Genomic DNA, 19,540 nt, shown 5'->3' with positions numbered 1-19,540 from the left:
CATGATTTCCTTCCGAAATTTCGCCCTAAGGCGCGGCGAACGCCTGCTGCTGTCCGATGTCGACCTGGCCCTGCACGCAGGCTGGCGCGTTGGCGTGGTCGGCCGCAACGGCACCGGCAAGTCCTCGCTGTTCGCCGCCATCCGCAACGAACTGGAGCCCGACCGCGGCGATCTGGACGTGCCCAATCGCGTTCGCATCGCCAGCATCGCCCAGGAAATGCCGTCGCTGCCCGATCCCGCGATCGACTTCGTGCTGTCCGGGGACGCCGACGTGCACGCGGCGCTGCACGCCGAAGCCAATGCGTTCGCGGCCGAGGATTGGGAAGCCGTCGCCGAGGCGCATCACCGCTTGGAAGAGGTCAACGGCTACGACGCCACGGCGCGCGCCGGCAAATTGCTGCATGGCCTGGGTTTTCCGGCGGAAACCCATTCGCGCGCGGTGAGCACGTTCTCGGGCGGCTGGCGCGTGCGCCTGAACTTGGCGCGCGCGCTGATGACGCCATCGGACCTGCTGCTGCTCGACGAGCCCACCAACCATTTGGACTTGGACGCGGTGCTCTGGCTGGAGCAGTGGCTGCTGAAATATCCCGGCACGCTGCTGCTGATCAGCCACGACCGCGAATTCCTGGACAACGTCAGCACCCACACCCTGCATCTGCACGAAGGCAAGGCCAAGCTGTACGTGGGCGACTACACCGCGTTCGAGCGACAGCGCGCGGAACAATTGCGCCAGCAGCAGATTGCGTTCGAGAAGGAACAGGCCGAGCGCGCGCATCTGCAGAGCTTCATCGACCGCTTCAAGGCCAAGGCCAGCAAGGCCAAGCAGGCGCAGTCGCGGATGAAGCGCTTGGCCAAGCTGGCCGGCACCGAGGCGGTGCGCGCCGAGCGCGAACTGCGGATCGATTTCCCCGAGCCGCTGAAGCTGCCGCATGCGTTGCTGCGGCTGAATCATGCCGATTGCGGTTATGTGGGAGGGGCTTCAGCCCCGACAGACGGCGCGGCGAACCTTGTCGGGGCTGAAGCCCCTCCCACAAGAGCCTCGTCCGTCACGATCCTCCACAACGTCGGCTTCGGCCTGGAGGCAGGCGACCGCATCGGCCTGCTCGGCGCGAACGGCGCCGGCAAGTCGACGCTGGTGAAGACGCTGGTCGGCGAACTGCCGCCGTTGTCCGGCGAGCGTTACGCGCACCCCGATCTGCGCATCGGCTATTTCGCCCAGCACACGGTCGAATCGCTGAAGAAAGGCACTTCGCCCATCGACCATCTGCGCGAACTGTCGCCGAACCTGGCGACGCAATCGTTCCGCGATTTCCTGGGCAAGTGGAACTTCCCCGGCGACCGCGCCTTCGAGAGCATCGACGGCTTCTCCGGCGGCGAGCGCGCGCGCCTGGCGCTGGCGCTGATCGCCTGGCGCCAGCCGAACGTGCTGCTGCTCGACGAACCGACCAACCACCTCGACCTGGACATGCGCGAAGCGCTGGCCGAGGCGCTCAGCGATTTCGACGGCGCCATCGTGCTGGTGTCGCACGACCGGCATTTGATCGGCCTGGTCAGCGACACGTTCTGGCGGGTCGCCGACGGCAAGGTCGAACCCTTCGACGGCGATCTGGACGAATACGCCGCCTGGCTGCGCGCGCGTCCGGCGGCGGATACGCTGGCGGGGCCGGTCGCGGCGGCCGCAGCAACGGCTCCGTCGCCCGCGCCGAAACCGAAAACCGCCAAGGTCAATCCGCACAAATTGGCCAAGGCCGAAGCGCGCGTGGCCGAGTTGGAAACCGAATTGGCCGGCATCGAAAGCGCGCTGGCCGATCCGCTCGCCTATGCCGACGGCGGCGCGCGCGCCGCCGACTTGGGCCGCCGCCAAGGCGAACTGCACGACGCCTTGCAAGCCGCCGAGGCCGAACTGCTCCAGCTCTACGAGGCGAACGCGGCCTGATCCGCCTTGGAAACGGCCGCCGCCGGCCCCAGAATCCTCTCAGCAACGATAGCGACACGACCCGCCATGCCGATCTACGCCTTCCGCTGCGCCGAATGCGGTTACGAATTCGACCGCTTGCAGAAACTCTCGGATCCCGACCCCGACACGTGCCCGAACTGCGGCGCGCACGCGGTCGGTCGCCAGGTGACCGCGCCTTCGTTCCGTTTGTCGGGCAGCGGCTGGTACGAAACCGACTTCAAGAAAGGCGGCGACAAGAAGCGCAACCTGGCTGAAGGGGGCGAGGGCGCCAGCAAGCCGGCCGCCGCGGAGAAGAAAGCCGAGGCCGCGCCCAAGAGCGATGCGAAGCCTGCGGACAAGCCCGCGGCGTAAGTGCGGGCTGCATTTATAAGAGCGGCTTGTGGGAGCGGCTTTAGCCGCGAGCTTTTCCCAGATGTCGCGACCTACTCGAAAAGCTCGCGGCTAAAAGCCGCCCAAGCGGAGCGGGGCGAACCCGCTCCGCTTGGCACGATCAACGCCAGCTCGAAGCGAACCGGCCGCTGCAGCCGCCGTTGACCCAGATGGCGCGGTTGCCGTCGTAGCCCCAGGTGCGGCCCTCGACGCAGGCGCTGCCCGACAATTGCTGTTGCAGATAGGGCCGGCCGTTGCGCGAATCCCAGGCGCAAGTCGTCGGGCGCATCTTTACGCTGGAACAGGTGACGCTGTAATTCGGATTGCCGCCGCCACCGCCGCCGCGGCCGGGGGCGAATTCGGCGCGGCAACCGCCGCTGACGGAGACCTGTCCGCGCTGCGAAAACCAGGTGCGGCCTTCGTCGCAAGCCGATCCGGAGATCTGGCGCACCAGACGCGAAGGACCCGCCCACGGCGTGCGGCAGGTATTCGGACGGCCGTTGGTGCTTTCGCAGCGGATGCTGCCGCCGATGCCGTGGCCCGGATCGTACGGCGCTTCTTCGAACTCGGCGCGGCAACCGCCGCCCACATAGACTTGGCCGCGCTGCGATTGCCAAGTACGGCCTTCCTCGCAAGCCGTGCCCGACAACTGCCGGACCAGTCTGGAGTCTCCGCGCCAGGGCGTGGGGCAAGTCTGGGATCGGTTGTTGACGCTTTCGCAGCGGATCCGTTGGCCGTTGCCGGGATAGGGCGGTTGCGGTCCGCCGTTGTTGTGGCCCAGCGATTGGGAGATGTCTTGCTTGATCCGGCTGAAGGTCCAGTTGGAACGGTTGACCTGGTCCAGATAGAAGCGCAGTTGGTCGTCCGGAATGCGGCGGCCGCGCGATTGCTCCTGGTATTCCAGGCTGATCACCCGGACTTGGTCGTTGTAGGGCAGGGTGCGCAGGTTTTCCGGCGCATAGGCGCGTTGTTGCATCTGGGCGTGCACCGGTACCGCCAGCAGCGACAGGCCGAAGGCGAGCAGTGCGCAATCGAGCAGCCTTTTCATAGCGAAATCCTCTAGCGGTGGTGTTGGATTGGTAGGGGCTTCAGCCCCGACGCTTTTCGGCGGGTTGCTGTGGGGCTGAAGCCCCTCCCACAAGATCGGTTTGGTGTTTAAAACGACCGCTGAACTCGACGCCGCCTGCGATCTCCCCGTTCAGCGGCCGCCCAAGTCGCCAAGTAAGGCGCCGGAACCGTTAAAATCGCGTGTTCCGGCCCTGCCGCCGGGCCCCACCGGCCGGCCGCTCATGCGGGCCGGCCCGCTCCGGAGTTCCTAATGCGTACCCATTACTGCGGCCTCGTCGACGAGGCGCTGATCGGCCAGACCGTCACCTTGTGCGGCTGGGCCGACGTCGCCCGCAACCTCGGCGGCCTGTGCTTCATCGATCTGCGCGACCACGAAGGCATCGTCCAGGTCGTCGCCGAACCCGACGCCGACACCGCCGGCAATGCCGAAGTGATCGCCGCCGCCGCGCACGTGGGTTACGAAGACTGCCTGCGCGTCACCGGCGTGGTGCGCAAGCGCCAATCGGTGAACGAGAAGATCAAGACCGGCCGCGTCGAAGTCGTGGCGACCCAGATCGAGCTGTTGAACAAAGCCGAGCCGCTGCCGTTCCACGCGCACGAAAATCCGGGCGAAGACATTCGGCTCAAGTACCGCTACCTGGATCTGCGTACGCCGGACATGCAGCGGATGATGCGTACCCGCATCAAGCTGGTGCAGGCGCTGCGCCGATGGTTGGACGCGCGCGGCTTCCAGGACATCGAAACGCCGATCCTCACCAAAGCCACGCCCGAGGGCGCGCGCGACTTCCTGGTTCCGGCGCGGATGCATCCGGGCGAGTTCTACGCCTTGCCGCAGTCGCCGCAGCTGTTCAAGCAGATCCTGATGATGGCCGGCTTCGACCGCTACTACCAGATCGCGCGCTGCTTCCGCGACGAGGCCCTGCGCGCCGACCGCCAGCTGGAATTCACCCAGCTCGACATGGAATTCGCCTGGGTCGACGAAAAGATCGTGCAGGACGCCGTCGAAGGCATGATGCGCGACGTGTTCCGCGAAGTGATGCAAGTCGAACTGGCGAGCCCGTTCCCGCGCATGACTTACGAAGAAGCCATGCGCCGTTACGGTTCGGACAAGCCGGATCTGCGCATCGCGCTGGAGCTGGTCGACGTCGCCGCGTTGGTGAAAACCTCGGAGTTCAAGGTATTCGCGGATTGGGCGAACCACGAAGACGGCCGCGTGGTCGCGCTGCGCGCGCCGGGCGGCGCGACGCTGTCGCGCAAGCAGATCGACGACTACGCCGCGCACGCCGCCAAGTACGGCGCCAAGGGCCTGGCGTGGCTGAAGGTGGAAGACGCGGCGAAGGGGCGCGATGGCGTCAATTCGCCGATCGCCAAGTTCCTGGACGACGCGACGCTCGCCGCGATCCTGCAGGCGACCGGCGCGCAGACCGGCGATCTGCTGTTCTTCGGCGCGGCCACCTACAAGACCGCGTCGGATTTCATGGGCGCGCTGCGGCTGAAATTGGGCAAGGACCTGGGCCTGGTCGCCGAAGGCTGGGCGCCGCTGTGGGTCACCGATTTCCCGATGTTCGAATGGGACGAGGAAGAAGGCCGTTACGTCGCCTTGCATCACCCGTTCACCGCGCCCGCCGTCGACGACGAGGCGGACTTGCGCGCCAACGCCAAGACCGCGGTGTCGCGCGGCTACGACATGGTGCTGAACGGCAACGAGATCGGCGGCGGTTCGATCCGCATCCATCGCTCGTCGATGCAGAGCGCGGTGTTCGACCTGCTCGGCATCGGCGCGGAAGAGGCGCAGGGCAAATTCGGCTTCCTGCTGGACGCGCTGAAGTACGGCGCCCCGCCGCACGGCGGCATCGCTTTCGGCATCGACCGCATCGCCGCGCTGATGGCCGGCACCGAATCGATCCGCGACGTGATCGCGTTCCCCAAGACCACCACTGCGCAATGCCTGATGACCGGTGCGCCGTCGCCGGTGCCGGACAAGCAATTGGCCGAAGTGCATATCTCCGTCCGAGAGAAGCCCGCGGCGTAAACGCAGCCCGGGTAAGCGCAGCGCACCCGGGACCGCGTCGCGACGACGGCCCGGGTGCGCTGCGCTTACCCGGGCTACGCGAAAAACGTGACGCACCCCAACGCGCCGCTCCGATATCGGCGCTAGCCTTGCCCTTGCAGGGGGAAGACTAGCCAAAGGAGTGGAACATGGAACGTACGAACCGAATCCTGCGCATCGCCGCAGCGGTTTTCCTGTTGCTGTTCGTCGCCGGCACCGCATCGGCGCGCTGGCCGATCCTCGGCGAGGAATGGGCCGAATGGACGCGTTACGACAGCAGCGGCAATCCGGTCGGCGGCGGCCGCATCGAATGTGACGGCAGCATCCAGACCTGGGGCAATGCCGGCGCGCCGACGGGTTTGACCTTGCACGATTGCTGATCGCCGCGCGGCGGACGGCGACCCCGTCCGCCGCGTTTCCGCCGATTTTGTAGAGTCGAGCCTGCTCGACTGCTTTTCTGTCCGGTCATTGCATTGCCGGAACGAAGAGCAGTCGAGCAGGCTCGACTCTACAAAGCGCGGGCTTTCCTTCATGATCGCAGATCGTTAGCGAGGCCCGGAAAGAACGAATGGCGACCGACCGCGTTGTCCTGCTGCACGGCATCTGGATGGTCGCGCCGACCATGCAATGGTTCGCGTCGCGGCTGAAAGCGGAAGGTTTCGCGCCGGAAACTTTCGGCTACCACAGCGTCGTCGGCGGTCCCGATTCGGCGGTGCCGCAATTGGCCGAACAGCTTCGCGCCGGCGGGCCGACGCATGTCGTGGCCCACAGCCTGGGCGGGTTGATCGCGCTGCAAGCGCTGGCCGCGCATCCTGATCTGCCGGTGGAACGCGTGGTCTGCCTGGGCGTGCCTTTGTGCGGCAGCGCCGCCGCCGCCGGACTGGCGCACGTGCCGGTCGCCGGCTTGATGCTGGGGCGGAGCGCGCCGTTGCTGCAGGAAGGCTGCGCGGTGTGGCCCGAGCGGTTCCGGGTGGGCATGGTGGCGGGCCGGCTGCCGCACGGCCTGGGCAATTTCTTCGCCCATTTCGACGGCGAGCACGACGGCACGGTTTCGGTGGAGGAAACCCGCAGCCCCGCGCTGGCCGACCATGTCCTAGTCGAGGCCGGCCACAGCGGCCTGTTGTTTTCCGCGGACGCGGCGCGGCATGCGGCCGAATTCCTGCGCGAGGGGCGGTTCCGGCGTTGATCCGCGGCGGACCGGGCGGATCGAGTAAAATCGCGACTTTCCACCGCCGGATCCGGAATTTCCATGGGTAGAGGACCGTCCATCGAGGCCCGCAAGAACGCCGAGGACGCCCGCCGCGGCAAGATCTTCACCAAGATCATCCGCGAGATTTCCGTTTCCGCCCGCGCCGGCGGCGGCGATCCGGCCGCCAATCCGCGCCTGCGCAGCGCGATCGACAAGGCCTTGTCGGCCAACATGTCCAAGGACGTGATCGAACGCGCCGTGAAGAAGGCCACCGGCGAGCTGGAAGGCGTGGAATACGAAGAGATCCGCTACGAAGGCTATGCGCCGGGCGGCGTGGCGGTGATCGTCGACTGCTTGACCGACAACAAAGTCCGCACCGTCGCCGACGTGCGCCATGCGTTCGGCAAATTCGGCGGCAACCTCGGCACCGACGGTTCGGTCGCCTTCATGTTCAAGAAGCTCGGCGTGCTGGCGTTCGCGGCCGGCGACGAGGACAAGATCACCGAAGCCGCGATCGAAGCCGGCGCCGACGACGTGGTCGCCTATCCCGACGACGGTTCCATCGAAGTGCTGATCGCGCCCGAGAATTTCGCCGAAGTGAAGTCGGCGATGGAAAAGGCGGGCCTGAAGCCCGATCTGGCCGAAGTGACGATGCGCGCCGACAACGACATCGCCGTCGAAGGCGAAACCGCGCAGCAAGTCGCCAAGTTGCTGGCCTGGTTGGAGGACATGGACGACGTGCAGAACGTGTACAGCAACGCCGATCTCGGCGAAGACGCGTACGCATAGCCGGCGACGTGACCCGCATCCTCGGCATCGATCCCGGTTCGCAGCGGACCGGCGTGGGCATCATCGACGTGGACGGCGCCGGCAAGACCACGCACGTCTTCCACGGACCGCTGGACCTGCTGGCCGATCCCGCCGCCAAAACCGACTTCCCGCGCCGGTTGAAGCTATTGCTCGAAGGCTTGTCCGGGATAATCGACGCCCATCGGCCCGACGAGGTCGCGATCGAGCAGGTCTTCATGGCCCGCAATCCGGATTCCGCGCTGAAACTCGGCCAGGCCCGCGGCGCGGCCTTGTGCGCGGTGGTGATGCGCGACCTGCCGGTGCACGAATACGCCGCCAAGGAGATCAAACTGGCGCTGGTGGGCAAGGGCGGCGCGGACAAGGTCCAGGTGCAGCACATGGTCGGCGTCATGCTGAATTTGAAAGGCAAATTGCAGGCCGACGCGGCCGACGCGCTGGCGGTGGCGATCACGCATGCGCACGTGCGGGCGAGCGCGAAGCGCCTGGGCGTGAACGTGCGCGAGGCTTGGAGCCGGAAATGAGCGCTTTCAAGCCGCCATTCCCGCGGAGGCGGACCGTAGCCCGGGTAAGCGCAGCGCACCCGGGACGGCGTCGCGACGTGACCCCGGGTGCGCTGCGCTTACCCGGGCTACTCAACGCAAGGCGCGACGCATGATCGGACGTCTGAAAGGAATCCTGCTCCACAAGCAACCGCCTTGGCTGGTGGTGGACGTGCACGGCGTCGGCTACGAGCTGGAAGCGCCGATGAGCACTTTCTACGACTTGCCCGAGGCCGGCCGCGAGGTGTCGCTGTTCACCCATTACGCGCAGAAGGAAGACAGCGTGTCGCTGTACGGCTTCCTCAGCGAATCCGAGCGACGCCTGTTCCGCGACGTGCAGCGGGTGAGCGGCATCGGGGCCAAGATCGCGCTGGCGGTGCTGTCGGGCGTGTCGGTGGACGAGTTCGCGCGGCTGGTGCAGACGGGCGACGTGACCGCGCTGACGCGGATCCCGGGCATCGGCAAGAAGACCGCCGAACGCATGGTCGTGGAATTGCGCGACCGCGCCGCGGACCTGCTGGGCGGCGCGTCGCCGATCGCGGCCGGCAAGGGGCCGGCGGATCCGCTTTCCGAAGCGATCGTGGCCTTGCAGCAGCTCGGCTACAAGCCCGCCGAAGCGCAGCGCATGGCTAAAGTCGCGGCCGCCGACGGCGACGCTGCCGAAACCATCATCCGCAAAGCGCTACAGTCCGCGCTTCGTTGACTCCGCACGGTCCGCCGCGCGGACGCGACAGGAAGCCCATGGCCACCTCACGCAACGGCAATTCGCACGACCATCACGGCCACGGCAAGCCCGGCTTGCCGGCGCTGGTGGTGGGCGCGATCGGGGTGGTGTTCGGCGACATCGGCACCAGTCCGCTGTACACGCTGAAGGAAGCGTTCTCCCCTCATTTCGGCTTGACCGGCAACCACGACACCGTGCTCGGCATCCTGTCGCTGGTGTTCTGGGCGCTGATGATCGTGGTGACGGTGAAGTACGTGACCATCATCATGCGCGCCGACAACGAAGGCGAGGGCGGGATCATGGCGTTGATGACGCTGGCCCAGCGCACGCTCGCCAAGGGCGGGCGCTCGGCCTACGTGGTCGGCATCCTGGGCATCTTCGGCGCCTCGCTGTTCTTCGGCGACAGCGTGATCACGCCGGCGATCTCGGTGCTTGGCGCGGTGGAAGGCCTGGAAGTCGCCGCGCCGGGCCTGCACCGCTTCATCGTGCCGATCACCGTCGTGATCCTGATCGCCGTGTTCGTCGCGCAGCGCTTCGGCACGGAAAAAGTCGGCAAGGTGTTCGGGCCGATCACTTCGCTCTGGTTTCTGGCCCTGGCCGCGATCGGCATCCACAACATCGTCGACGCGCCGGAAGTGCTGAAGGCGCTGAATCCGCTGTGGGGCGCGCGCTTCTTCCTCCAGCACGGTTCGCATTCGGTGCTGATCCTGGGCGTGGTGGTGCTGGCGGTGACCGGCGGCGAGGCGCTGTATGCCGACATGGGCCATTTCGGCGCCAGGCCCATCCGCTACGCCTGGTACATCATGGTGCTGCCCTGCCTGATGCTGAACTATTTGGGCCAGGGCGCGTTCGTACTCAAGCATCCGGACGCGGTGGTCAATCCGTTTTTCGAAGCGGTGCCGTCGTGGGCGCTGTATCCGATGATCGTGCTGGCCACGATGGCCGCGGTGATCGCCTCGCAGGCGGTGATCACCGGCGCCTATTCGGTGGCGCGGCAGGCGATGCAGCTGGGCTACATCCCGCGGATGCAGATCAAGCACACCTCGCGCGAGACCATCGGCCAGATCTACGTGCCCTACATCAATTGGGTGCTGATGATCGCGGTGCTGGTGGTGGTACTGATGTTCCGCAGCTCGACCGCGCTGGCCACCGCTTACGGCATCTCGGTGTCGGCGACGATGTTGATCGACACGCTGCTGCTGGCGCTGGTGGCGCGCGCGTTGTGGCCGAAGTGGCGCACGATCGTGCTGCCGCTGTGCGTGGTGTTCTTCATCGTCGACGCCGGCTTCGTGTTCGCCAACGGCGCCAAGTTCCTCGACGGCGCGTGGTTCCCGGTGCTGCTGGGCCTGTTGGTGTTCACTCTGCTTCGCACTTGGCGCCGCGGGCGCGAACTGCTGCACGAGGAAGTGCGCAAGGAAGGCATCCAGCTGGACAGCTTCCTGCCGGGCCTGATGCTGGCGCCCCCGGCGCGCGTGCCCGGCACCGCCGTCTTCCTCACCGCCGATCCGGGCGTGGTGCCGCATGCGCTGCTGCACAATCTGAAGCACAACAAGGTGCTGCACGAGCGCAACGTGTTCCTGACCGTGGAGACGCTGACGGTGCCGATCGCGCCGGCGAACAAGCGCCTGAAGATCGAGCCGATCGGCGACGATTTCTACCGCGTCCTGATCCGCTACGGCTTCATCGAATCGCCCGACGTGCCGCTGGCGCTGATGCGCAGCTGCGACGCCGGCGGCATCTATTTCGATCCGATGGACACCACTTATTTCGCCAGTCGCGAAACCGTGGTCGCCAGCCGCCACCGCGGGATGCCGATCTGGCGCGACAAGCTGTTCGCCTTCATGCACCGCAATGCTGCGCCGGCGACCGGGTTCTTCCGGATTCCGGGCAATCGGCTGGTCGAGCTCGGCGCGCAGGTCGAGATCTGACGCATCCGTTCGGCGCCGGGCGGGCAGCGATCCGTCGGCACGGCCGAGAAGGATCGTTCCATCCGCGGCGGCGGTTTGCGGCGCCTGCGTTCCTACACTCGCGTCCATATCCATCGCGCGAGGTTTCTTCCATGACCGCTAATCGGGCCTTCGTGATCCAGGCGAGAGACGCCGAAATCCTGGCCGGCGACGGCAGCCGCCTGTGGCTGCTGGCCGACGCCAGCGATTGCTGCGGCGCGCTGGGCGCCAACCGGCTGCGCCTGGAAGCGGGCGCGGCCGGCGCCAAACGGCATCTGCACAAGAAATCGAGCGAAGCCTTCTACGTGCTGGAGGGCACGCTGGAGATGGACATCGAAGGCGAAACCGTCCGCATCGACGAAGGCGGATATGCGGTCGTCCCGCCCGGCGTCGTGCACGCGTTCCGCGCTGCGGCCGGGAAAACGGCCGACGTGCTGGTGACCCTGGTGCCCGGCGTGGACCGGTTCGGCTATTTCCGCAGCCTGCCGAGCATCCTGCGCGGCGAGCTGGACGAACGCGCCCTGGCCGAGATGCAGGAGCGCTACGACGTGCACTTCGCCTGAGCCGGCGGCCGCGGGAGCCGCGCCGCGCCGTCTCGTGCGAACATAGCCGCATGAACGACCCGCGCATCATCGGCTCAGACGCGACCCGCGAAGACGACGCCATCGAGGCGTCGATCCGCCCCAAGCGGCTGGACGAATACCTGGGCCAGCAGCCGGTGCGCGAGCAGTTGGCGATCTACATCGAAGCGGCCAAGCACCGCAGCGAGGCGCTCGACCATGTGCTGATCTTCGGGCCGCCGGGGTTGGGCAAGACCACGCTGAGCCACGTCATCGCCAACGAGCTCGGCGTCAATCTGCGGGTGACCTCGGGGCCTGTGATCGAGAAGGCCGGCGACCTGGCCGCGCTGCTGACCAATCTGCAACCGCACGACGTGCTGTTCATCGACGAGATCCATCGCCTCTCGCCGGTGGTCGAAGAAGTGCTGTATCCGGCGATGGAGGATTTCCAGATCGACATCATGATCGGCGAAGGCCCGGCCGCGCGTTCGATCAAGCTCGATCTGCCGCCCTTCACCCTGATCGGCGCCACCACCCGCGCCGGTCTGCTGACCGCGCCGCTGCGCGACCGCTTCGGCATCGTGCAGCGGCTGGAGTTCTACAGCGCCGAGGAGCTGGCGCGGATCGTGCGGCGTTCGGCCAAGATCCTCGGCATCGATTGCGCGACCGAAGGCGCGGGCGAGATCGCGCGCCGCGCGCGCGGCACCCCGCGCATCGCCAACCGCCTGCTGCGGCGGGTGCGCGACTATGCCCAGGTGCGCGCCGGTGGGCACATCGACCACGCGGTGGCACAGGCGGCGATGCAGATGCTGAAGGTCGATCCGGAAGGCTTCGACGAGCTCGACCGGCGCCTGCTCAACTTGATCATCGACAACTTCGACGGCGGCCCGGTCGGCGTCGAATCGCTGGCCGCGGCGCTGAGCGAGGAGCGCGGCACGCTGGAAGACGTGATCGAACCGTATCTGATCCAGCAGGGTTTCCTGGTCCGCACCGCGCGCGGCCGGATGGCCACGCACAAGGCGTATCGCCACCTCGGGCTCAAGCCCAAACGCCCCAACGCGGATCTTTTCGCGGCCGACGAAGGGCCGGAAAACGTCGGCTGAGGTTCGGCGCAGCGTCCGCAGCCGCTATCATTGCGGCTGTTTCTGCGAGTTCCCGGGCGTTTTCTCCATGTTCAGTTGGCCGACACGCGTGTATTGGGAAGATACCGACGCCGGTGGCGTGGTCTACCACGCGCAATACCTGGCGTTCCTGGAGCGGGCGCGCACCGAATGGATGCGCGCGCTCGGGCACGGCCAGGAAACGCTGCGCGCGGAGCACGATCTGGTGTTCGCGGTGCGGGCGATGCGGGTCGATTTCCGCGCTCCCGCGCGTTTGGACGATGTTCTGGACGTGTCGGTGTCGCTGAGCGGATGCCGGCGCGCGAGCTTGGTGCTGGACCAGGCGATCCGCCGCGGCGGATCGCTGCTGCTGGATGCGCAGGTGCGCGTCGCGGCGCTGGGCGCGGCGGATTTCCGTCCGCGCGCCATCCCCGACGCGCTGTACGCAGAATTGAAATCCCACGAAACGAAGATTGCGGAGTGAACGGATGATCGCGATGTTGCTCGCCACGCAGGCCGCCACGGCGGAACCCTTGCCGGAGGAGGCCGCCAACACCGCGGTCCAGGCCGCCGCGGCCGTTGCGCCCGCTTCCGCCGACCACTTCAACATCCTCACGTTGATATTGCACGCCAGCATTCCCGTGCAGTTGGTGATGCTGCTGCTGCTGTTCGCCTCGATCGCCTCCTGGGTGATCATCTTCCGCAAGAAGCGCGTGCTGGACCGGGCCGAGAACGAGGCCATCAAGTTCGAGGAACGCTTCTGGTCCGGCGCCGAGCTGAGCAAGCTCTACGCCGGCGCGTCCGAGCGCAACCGCGACATCGGCGGCCTGGAAGCGATCTTCGAGGGCGGCTTCCGCGAGTTCAACCGCATCCGCCAGCGCCGCGGCGTCGACAGCCGCATCCAGCTGGAAGGAGCGCAGCGCGCGATGCGCGCGACCGCTTCGCGCGAACTCGACGGCCTGGAGCACAACCTGGAATTCCTGGCCAACGTCGGCTCGATCAGCCCGTACGTGGGCCTGTTCGGCACCGTGTGGGGCATCATGATTTCGTTCCAGGGCCTGGCCAACGTGAAGGAGGCGACCATCGCCACCGTGGCGCCGGGCATTTCCGAAGCGCTGATCGCCACCGCGATGGGCCTGTTCGCGGCGATCCCAGCGGTGTGGGCCTACAACCGCTTCGCCACCAAGGTCGAGCGGATCGGCGTGCGCTACGAGGCCTTCGCCGAAGAGTTCTCCTCGATCCTGCAGCGCCAGGCGCACCTGGACGAATGACCCTTTCCGCGCCCGCCGGACGTTGACGTCCGACGGGCCAGCGACGCGCCCGCGCAAGCACAGCGCCGGCGCGCGCCACGAGGACGAAACCGCATGACCGTCGCCATCCGCCGCAAACGCAAACGCAAGCTCAAGGCCGAGATCAACGTCGTGCCCTACATCGACGTGATGCTGGTGCTGTTGATCATCTTCATGGTCACCGCGCCGCTGCTCAACCTGGGCGTGGACATCCAGCTGCCGCAGTCCAACGCCAAGTCGATCCAGGAGAAGAAGGATCCGGTGATCGTCAGCGTCGACCGCGAGGGCCACCTGTTCCTGACCATCGAAGGCGCCAAGAACCAGGCGGTCAGTTCGGCCGAGATGGTGACCAAGGTCGGCGCCTACGTGCGCAACAACCCGAAGGTGGCGGTGTTCGTGGCCGGCGACGGCAACGCGCCGTACCAGACCATCTATACCGTGCTCACCGACCTGCAGACCAAGGCGAACGTGCCGCGCGCGGGGTTGATGAGCAACCCGACCGAGGCGCCGGCGAAGTGAGGGAAACCCGCGCCGACAACAGGCTGGCGGTGGTCTATGCCATCGTCTTGCACGCGCTGTTGTTCCTGCTGATGTTCGCCGGTTTGTGGTGGACGCGCGTCAGCGCGCCGGTGTCGGCCGCGGGGCCGATCGTGGAAGCCGAGTTGATCGATCCGAACGCCTTGTCCGCGCGCATGAAACGCGTGCTGGCGCAGCGTCCCGAACCGGTGCCGCCGGAAGAGGTAACGCCGCCTCCGCAACCGGCCGAAGAAGAAACGAACCCGCCGCCGCAACCGCAGCCCGAGCCGCGCCCGCAGGACGCGCCGGTGCCGCAGCAGCAACAGGCGCAGGAACAGGTTCCCGAACCCGATACGCGCGAGCAGGAGCGCGTCGACCGCGAGGCGATCGCGCTGGAGCAGCGCGAGAAGGAACAAGAGGAAAAGCGCCGCCAGGAGCAAATCGATCTGACCGAGCGCCAGCGCCAGGAAGAAGCCGAGCAGAAACAGCGTTTGGCGCAGCAGCAGAAAGAAGAGGAATTGAAGAAGATCCGCGCCGAGATCGCCAAAGCCAAGCGCGACGAGGATCTGGCCCAGCAGCGTCTGAAGCAGCTCGCCGACCGCCGCGCGCAGCAAGCATCGTCCTATGCCGATGCCGCGCCCAGCGCCAGTCCGCCGCCCGGCAACGAAGGCGCGAACAGCGATTTGGCGGCGAAATACGCCGCCGCGCTGCAGGAAGCGATCCTGCGCAACTGGACCCGGCCCGATACCGTGCCGCTCGGCCAGCGCTGCCGTTTGAACATCCGCCAGCTGCCGGGCGGCGAGGTGGTGGACGTCCAGGTCTCGCCGTCCTGTCCCTACGACGAGCTGGGCCGGCGTTCGGTCGAGGCGGCGGTGCTGAAAGCGCAGCCTTTGCCTTATGCGGGCTTCGAAGCGGTGTTTCAGCGCAATCTGACGCTCAATTTCGAGGCTCAGGACCGCTAGATCCGCTGTGCGAGCAGGCCCCCGTTCATCTTTGAGATGAATTTCACATACAAGCTGTTTAATAGCCCGGGCCGCCACGGCTCGATCCCGGACTCTCCGAAATCGATGGAACCGCCGATGAAACGACCGCTGCACCTGCTCGCTACGCTGTTCGCGCTCTTCTTGCTGCCCCTGATCGCCTCGGCGCAAGAGAAAGGGCTGGAAATCGACATCGTCGGCGGCAACGCCTCGGCCCTGCCGATCGTGGTGGTGCCGTTCCAGGGCAGCGCGGGCGAAACCGACGTCGCCGCGGTGATCCGCGCCGATCTGGCCCGTTCCGGCCAGTTCCGCGGCCTGCCCGAGCAGGACATCGTCGAGCGTCCCAGCCGCGGCAGCGAGATCAACTATCCGACCTGGCGGATGCTCAAGCAGGACTACATCGTGGTCGGCCGCATTCTGCCCGGCGGCGACGGCAGCGCGCGGGTCGAATACGAATTGTTCGACGTGGCCAAGCAAGAACGCCTGCTCGGCTTCGCGTTGACCGCGCGCAGCAACGCGATGCGCGACGTCGCCCACCAGATCGCCGATGCCGTCTACGAAAAAATCCTCGGCGTGCGCGGCGCGTTCTGGACCCGGATCGCCTACATCACCGCCAGCGGCACCGGCAAAGGCAGCCGCTACGCGTTGATGGTCGCCGACTCGGACGGCTACAACCCGCAGGTCGTGGTGCGTTCGAGCGAGCCGATGCTGTCGCCGGCCTGGAGTCCGGACGGACGCAAGTTGGCTTATGTGAGTTTCGAGCGCGGCAACTCGGCGGTCTACATCCAGGACATCGCCACCGGCGCGCGCGAACTGGTCGCCAGCTTCCGCGGCATCAACGGCTCGCCCAGCTTCTCGCCCGACGGCAACCGCCTGGCCTTGATGCTGTCGCGCAGCGGCAATCCCGAGATCTACGTGATGAACCTGGGCAGCAAGGCGCTGACCCAGATCACCAACCAATTCGGCATCGACACCGAGCCGAGCTTCAGCGCCGACGGCGGCACGATCTACTTCACTTCCGACCGCGGCGGCCGGCCGCAGATCTACCAGGCTTCGGCTTCCGGCGGCGGCGCCACGCGGGTCACTTTCCAAGGCAGCTACAACGCCAGCGCCACCGTGTCCTACGACGGCAAGAAGATCGCCGTGGCGCAGGGCGCTGGAAACGTTTACCGTATCGCGTTGATGGACCGGAGCCTCGGTTCGCCACGCTGGACCACGCTGTCCCCGGGCTCGCTGGACGAATCGCCCAGCTTCGCCCCCAACGCCAGCATGGTCGTGTATGCGGCCAAAGAGGGCGGACGCGGCGTGCTGTACGCCGTCTCCGCCGACGGCCGCGTGCGCAGCCGCCTGACCGTCGCCAATGGCGATGTGCGTGAGCCGGCCTGGTCGCCGTATCGGCAGAAGCGCTGAATCACCGCAGTAGAATTCCAACCCCCGCAAGACGAGGATCGACGATGAACACCACCACCCGCCTCATGCTGACCGCCGCGCTCGTTTGCGTCGCCGCCGTCGGCTGCTCCAAGAAGGTCAAGGAACAGCCGCAGCCGCCGACCGGCGACACCGGCGCCGTGACCCAGCCCGACACCGGCACCGCCGGCGCCTACGGCCCGAACGATTTGGACACCGACGCTTGCCTGCGCCAGCGCATCGTCTACTTCGATCTGGACCAGGACGCGCTGAAGCCGGAATTCCAGGCGGCGATGGCCTGCCACGCCAAGTACTTGCGCGACCGTCCGTCCTCGCGCATCACTCTGGAAGGCAACGCCGACGAGCGCGGCAGCCGCGCCTACAACATGGGCCTGGGCGAGCGCCGCGGCAACGCCGTGTCGTCCGCACTGCAGGCCAACGGCGGTTCGGGCAGCCAGCTCACCGTGGTCAGCTACGGCGAAGAGCGCCCGACCTGCACCGAATCCAGCGAGGACTGCTGGGCCAAGAACCGCCGCGTCGAGATCGTCTACACGGCTAAGTAAGCAGCGCCCAGTAAACGGAAGACGTTCGATGATGCGTGTCTCCATCGCAAGCATCGCGTTCGCGGCGGCCCTCGTGGCCGCCGCGCCCGCATTCGCGCAACGCGCCAGCCTGGCCGATCGCGTGACCGCGCTCGAGCAGCAGGCCTCCAACAACCAAGGCAACGTCGACCTCTTGAACCAGGTCACGCAGCTGAGGAGCGAGATGCAGACCCTGCGCTCGCAGATCGAAGAACTGCAGCAACAGTTGGAACAGCAGAAAGCCAGCAACCGCAGCCAGTATCTCGATCTGGATGGTCGCTTGAACCGCGTGGAAAGCGGCGGAAGCAATCCGACCATCGTGCCTCCGCCTGCGGCGAGCGCCAAACCGGCCAAACCGGCGGCGCCGGCCGACAAGCCTCCGGTCGTGCGCGGCGACGCAGGCGCCCTGGCCAAAGGCGCCGACGAACGCACCGCGTACAACGCCGCGTTCGATGCGCTCAAAGCCGGCCAGTACGTGGATTCGGCGCGCCTGTTCTCCGATTTCCTGCAGGCCTATCCCAGCGGCGCCTACGCGCCGAACGCGCTGTATTGGCTGGGCGAGAGCTATTACGTCACCCAGAACTACGCGCTGGCGCAAGAGCAATTCCAAGCTTTGCTCGACCGCTATCCGACCCACGACAAGGCGCCGGGCGCCTTGCTCAAGGTCGGTTTGTCGCAGTACGGCCTCAAGCAGATGGATGCGGCCGGACGCACCTTGACGCAGGTGACCCAGCGGTTCCCCGGCACCGACGCGGCCCGCGCCGCCGACGCCCGTTTGCGGGCGATCGAGATTTCGCAAGTCCGCTGACCGCTTTCGCTCTTGTAGGAGCGGCTTCAGCCGCGAGCTTTTCCTTCAAATCGCGGCATCGCGACGATTTCATAGAAAGAGCTCGCGGCAGAAGCCGATCCTACGAAAAGCCGGCCTGGACGGGTTCCAGGCGCTAAAATAACGCCCATGAACGCCGTTTCCGCCCCCGATGCGGCCGCCGCATCCGCGGACCGGCTGCGGATCACCGAGATCTTCCTGTCGCTGCAGGGCGAGGCGCGCGACGCCGGCTGGCCCACCGTATTCGTGCGCCTTACCGGCTGCCCGCTGCGCTGCCAATACTGCGACACCGCCTACGCCTTCCACGGCGGCGAATGGCGGACGATCGATGCGATCCTCGAAGAAGTCGCGCGCCAAGGGGTGCGCCACGTATGCGTGACCGGCGGCGAGCCGCTGGCGCAGAAACGCTGCCTGGGCCTGCTGTCGCGGTTGTGCGACGCGGGCTACATCGTGTCGTTGGAGACGTCCGGCGCGATCGACGTCGCCGCGGTCGATCCGCGCGTGAGCCGGGTGCTGGACATCAAGACGCCCGGCTCGGCCGAGGTCGGCCGCAATCTGTGGCAGAACCTGCCGCTGCTGACCGCGCGCGACCAGGTCAAGTTCGTGCTGTGCGGGCGGGGCGACTACGAATGGGCGCGCGCGTTGCTGGCCGAGCATCGCTTGGCCGAACGCTGCGACGTGCTGTTCTCGCCGAGCAAGACCGAGTTGGATCCGACCGAGCTGGCGGACTGGATCGTCGCCGACCGGCTGCCGGTGCGGTTCCAGATGCAGTTGCACAAGCTGTTGTGGAACGACGAGCCCGGCCGTTGATACTGCTTTTTGTGGGAGCGGCTTCAGCCGCGAGCTTTTACGATCCGGTCGGCGAAGTGTGGGAAGAGCTCGCGGCTGAAGCCGCTCCCACAAAAGCATTTTCGATAAGCGAGAAAAAGATGAAACCCGCAGTCGTACTCGTTTCCGGGGGCATGGATTCCGCCGTCGTCCTGGCCATCGCGCGCGAGCGCGGGCATGCGGTGCACGCGCTGAGCGTGCGCTACGGCCAGCGCCATACTTCCGAACTGGACGCCGCCGCGCGCATCGCGACCGCGCTCGGCGCGGTCGCGCACAAGACCGTCAACGTCGACCTGCGCGCGATCGGCGGCTCGGCCCTGACCGACGACATCGACGTGCCGTTGGATACCGACGGACATCCGGTCGGGCAAAGCGCGCCGAAGGACGCGATTCCGGTCACCTACGTGCCGGCGCGCAACACCATCATGCTGTCGGTGGCGCTGGGCTGGGCCGAGGTGCTGGGCGCCAGCGACATCTACTGCGGCGTCAACGCGGTGGACTATTCCGGCTATCCGGATTGCCGCCCGGAGTTCGTCGAAGCCTTCGAACGCCTGGCCAACCTGGCCACCAAGGCGGGCGTCGAAGGCGCCGGCCTGCGCGTGCAGGCGCCGCTGCAATACCTCAGCAAGGCCGACATCGTCCGCGAGGGCCTGCGCCTGGGCGTGGACTTCGGCTTGACCGTCTCCTGCTATCAGGCCGACGAGCAGGGCAGGGCCTGCGGCCACTGCGACGCCTGCCGGCTGCGCGCCGAAGGCTTCGCCGCCGCGGGCGTCGCCGATCCCACGCATTACGTCGGCTGAC

21 protein-coding genes are annotated in these 19,540 nt (G+C 66.9%); 20 read left to right on the top strand and 1 reads right to left on the bottom strand.

Annotation, left to right across the window (positions count from 1 at the left end):
- The first annotated feature begins 1 nt into the window (after window position 1).
- On the top strand, window positions 2–1,936 hold the full coding sequence (locus FCE95_RS07820) for an ABC-F family ATP-binding cassette domain-containing protein (protein ID WP_137266363.1): 1,935 nt from the start codon (window positions 2–4) through the stop codon (window positions 1,934–1,936).
- 66 nt (window positions 1,937–2,002) lie between these two features.
- Entirely contained in the window at window positions 2,003–2,308 is a 306-nt protein-coding gene (locus tag FCE95_RS07815) for an FmdB family zinc ribbon protein (protein ID WP_137266362.1), read from the top strand.
- 139 nt (window positions 2,309–2,447) lie between these two features.
- Here the strand turns inward: FCE95_RS07815 and FCE95_RS07810 are convergent, their stop codons facing one another.
- On the bottom strand, window positions 2,448–3,374 hold the full coding sequence (locus tag FCE95_RS07810) for a DUF3011 domain-containing protein (RefSeq protein ID WP_137266361.1): 927 nt from the start codon (window positions 3,372–3,374) through the stop codon (window positions 2,448–2,450).
- A gap of 270 nt (window positions 3,375–3,644) precedes the next feature.
- Here FCE95_RS07810 and aspS point away from each other — a divergent pair, with 270 nt between their 5' ends.
- The 18 genes from aspS to queC all read left to right on the top strand — a co-directional run bounded on the left by aspS (window position 3,645) and on the right by queC (window position 19,539).
- Entirely contained in the window at window positions 3,645–5,426 is a 1,782-nt protein-coding gene (gene aspS / locus FCE95_RS07805) for an aspartate--tRNA ligase (RefSeq protein WP_137266360.1), read from the top strand.
- A 167-nt stretch (window positions 5,427–5,593) separates the two neighbouring features.
- Window positions 5,594–5,824: a DUF6289 family protein gene (locus tag FCE95_RS07800; RefSeq protein ID WP_137266359.1), complete on the top strand. Its 231-nt coding sequence runs from the start codon at window positions 5,594–5,596 to the stop codon at window positions 5,822–5,824.
- A 188-nt stretch (window positions 5,825–6,012) separates the two neighbouring features.
- Window positions 6,013–6,630, top strand: a complete 618-nt coding sequence (locus tag FCE95_RS07795; protein WP_137266358.1) for an esterase/lipase family protein — start codon at window positions 6,013–6,015, stop codon at window positions 6,628–6,630.
- Between the two features lie 63 nt (window positions 6,631–6,693).
- Window positions 6,694–7,422 (top strand): YebC/PmpR family DNA-binding transcriptional regulator, encoded by a 729-nt coding sequence (locus tag FCE95_RS07790; RefSeq protein WP_137266357.1) that lies wholly within the window; start codon window positions 6,694–6,696, stop codon window positions 7,420–7,422.
- Window positions 7,423–7,430: 8 nt separating this feature from the next.
- A complete protein-coding gene (gene ruvC / locus FCE95_RS07785) occupies window positions 7,431–7,964 on the top strand; it encodes a crossover junction endodeoxyribonuclease RuvC (protein ID WP_137266356.1) in 534 nt (177 codons plus the stop codon).
- A 130-nt stretch (window positions 7,965–8,094) separates the two neighbouring features.
- Complete coding sequence (gene ruvA, locus FCE95_RS07780; protein WP_137266355.1) at window positions 8,095–8,685, top strand: Holliday junction branch migration protein RuvA; 591 nt, start codon at window positions 8,095–8,097, stop codon at window positions 8,683–8,685.
- 38 nt (window positions 8,686–8,723) lie between these two features.
- The gene (locus FCE95_RS07775) at window positions 8,724–10,634 is read left to right on the top strand and encodes a potassium transporter Kup (RefSeq protein ID WP_137266354.1); all 1,911 of its coding nucleotides are present in this window, start codon (window positions 8,724–8,726) and stop codon (window positions 10,632–10,634) included.
- A 131-nt stretch (window positions 10,635–10,765) separates the two neighbouring features.
- On the top strand, window positions 10,766–11,215 hold the full coding sequence (locus tag FCE95_RS07770; protein ID WP_137266353.1) for a cupin domain-containing protein: 450 nt from the start codon (window positions 10,766–10,768) through the stop codon (window positions 11,213–11,215).
- A gap of 50 nt (window positions 11,216–11,265) precedes the next feature.
- Window positions 11,266–12,315, top strand: coding sequence for a Holliday junction branch migration DNA helicase RuvB (ruvB, locus tag FCE95_RS07765; protein ID WP_137266352.1), 1,050 nt, complete (start codon window positions 11,266–11,268; stop codon window positions 12,313–12,315).
- A gap of 67 nt (window positions 12,316–12,382) precedes the next feature.
- A complete protein-coding gene (gene ybgC / locus FCE95_RS07760) occupies window positions 12,383–12,796 on the top strand; it encodes a tol-pal system-associated acyl-CoA thioesterase (protein ID WP_137266351.1) in 414 nt (137 codons plus the stop codon).
- A 4-nt stretch (window positions 12,797–12,800) separates the two neighbouring features.
- The gene (gene tolQ / locus FCE95_RS07755; RefSeq protein WP_137266350.1) at window positions 12,801–13,583 is read left to right on the top strand and encodes a protein TolQ; all 783 of its coding nucleotides are present in this window, start codon (window positions 12,801–12,803) and stop codon (window positions 13,581–13,583) included.
- A gap of 93 nt (window positions 13,584–13,676) precedes the next feature.
- Window positions 13,677–14,120: an ExbD/TolR family protein gene (locus FCE95_RS07750; protein WP_137266349.1), complete on the top strand. Its 444-nt coding sequence runs from the start codon at window positions 13,677–13,679 to the stop codon at window positions 14,118–14,120.
- Entirely contained in the window at window positions 14,117–15,079 is a 963-nt protein-coding gene (gene tolA / locus FCE95_RS07745) for a cell envelope integrity protein TolA (RefSeq protein WP_223266813.1), read from the top strand. Before FCE95_RS07750 ends, tolA begins: the two co-directional genes overlap by 4 nt.
- Window positions 15,080–15,196: 117 nt before the next feature.
- The gene (gene tolB / locus FCE95_RS07740; RefSeq protein ID WP_137266348.1) at window positions 15,197–16,507 is read left to right on the top strand and encodes a Tol-Pal system beta propeller repeat protein TolB; all 1,311 of its coding nucleotides are present in this window, start codon (window positions 15,197–15,199) and stop codon (window positions 16,505–16,507) included.
- A 44-nt stretch (window positions 16,508–16,551) separates the two neighbouring features.
- A complete protein-coding gene (gene pal, locus FCE95_RS07735) occupies window positions 16,552–17,067 on the top strand; it encodes a peptidoglycan-associated lipoprotein Pal (protein WP_137266347.1) in 516 nt (171 codons plus the stop codon).
- A 31-nt stretch (window positions 17,068–17,098) separates the two neighbouring features.
- Window positions 17,099–17,893 carry a tol-pal system protein YbgF gene (gene ybgF / locus FCE95_RS07730; RefSeq protein ID WP_137266496.1) on the top strand — a complete coding sequence of 265 codons (795 nt, stop codon included), beginning with the start codon at window positions 17,099–17,101 and terminating at the stop codon, window positions 17,891–17,893.
- A gap of 147 nt (window positions 17,894–18,040) precedes the next feature.
- On the top strand, window positions 18,041–18,721 hold the full coding sequence (gene queE / locus FCE95_RS07725; RefSeq protein WP_137266346.1) for a 7-carboxy-7-deazaguanine synthase QueE: 681 nt from the start codon (window positions 18,041–18,043) through the stop codon (window positions 18,719–18,721).
- A gap of 119 nt (window positions 18,722–18,840) precedes the next feature.
- Window positions 18,841–19,539 carry a 7-cyano-7-deazaguanine synthase QueC gene (queC, locus tag FCE95_RS07720; RefSeq protein WP_137266345.1) on the top strand — a complete coding sequence of 233 codons (699 nt, stop codon included), beginning with the start codon at window positions 18,841–18,843 and terminating at the stop codon, window positions 19,537–19,539.
- Window position 19,540: the final 1 nt, after the last annotated feature.

The organism is Luteimonas gilva (genome assembly GCF_005239095.1).
GTDB classification, from domain to species: Bacteria; Pseudomonadota; Gammaproteobacteria; order Xanthomonadales; family Xanthomonadaceae; genus Luteimonas_C; species Luteimonas_C gilva.
The sequence above is the reverse complement of the archived record's forward strand: the minus strand, read 5'-3'. Positions and strand labels throughout refer to the sequence as shown.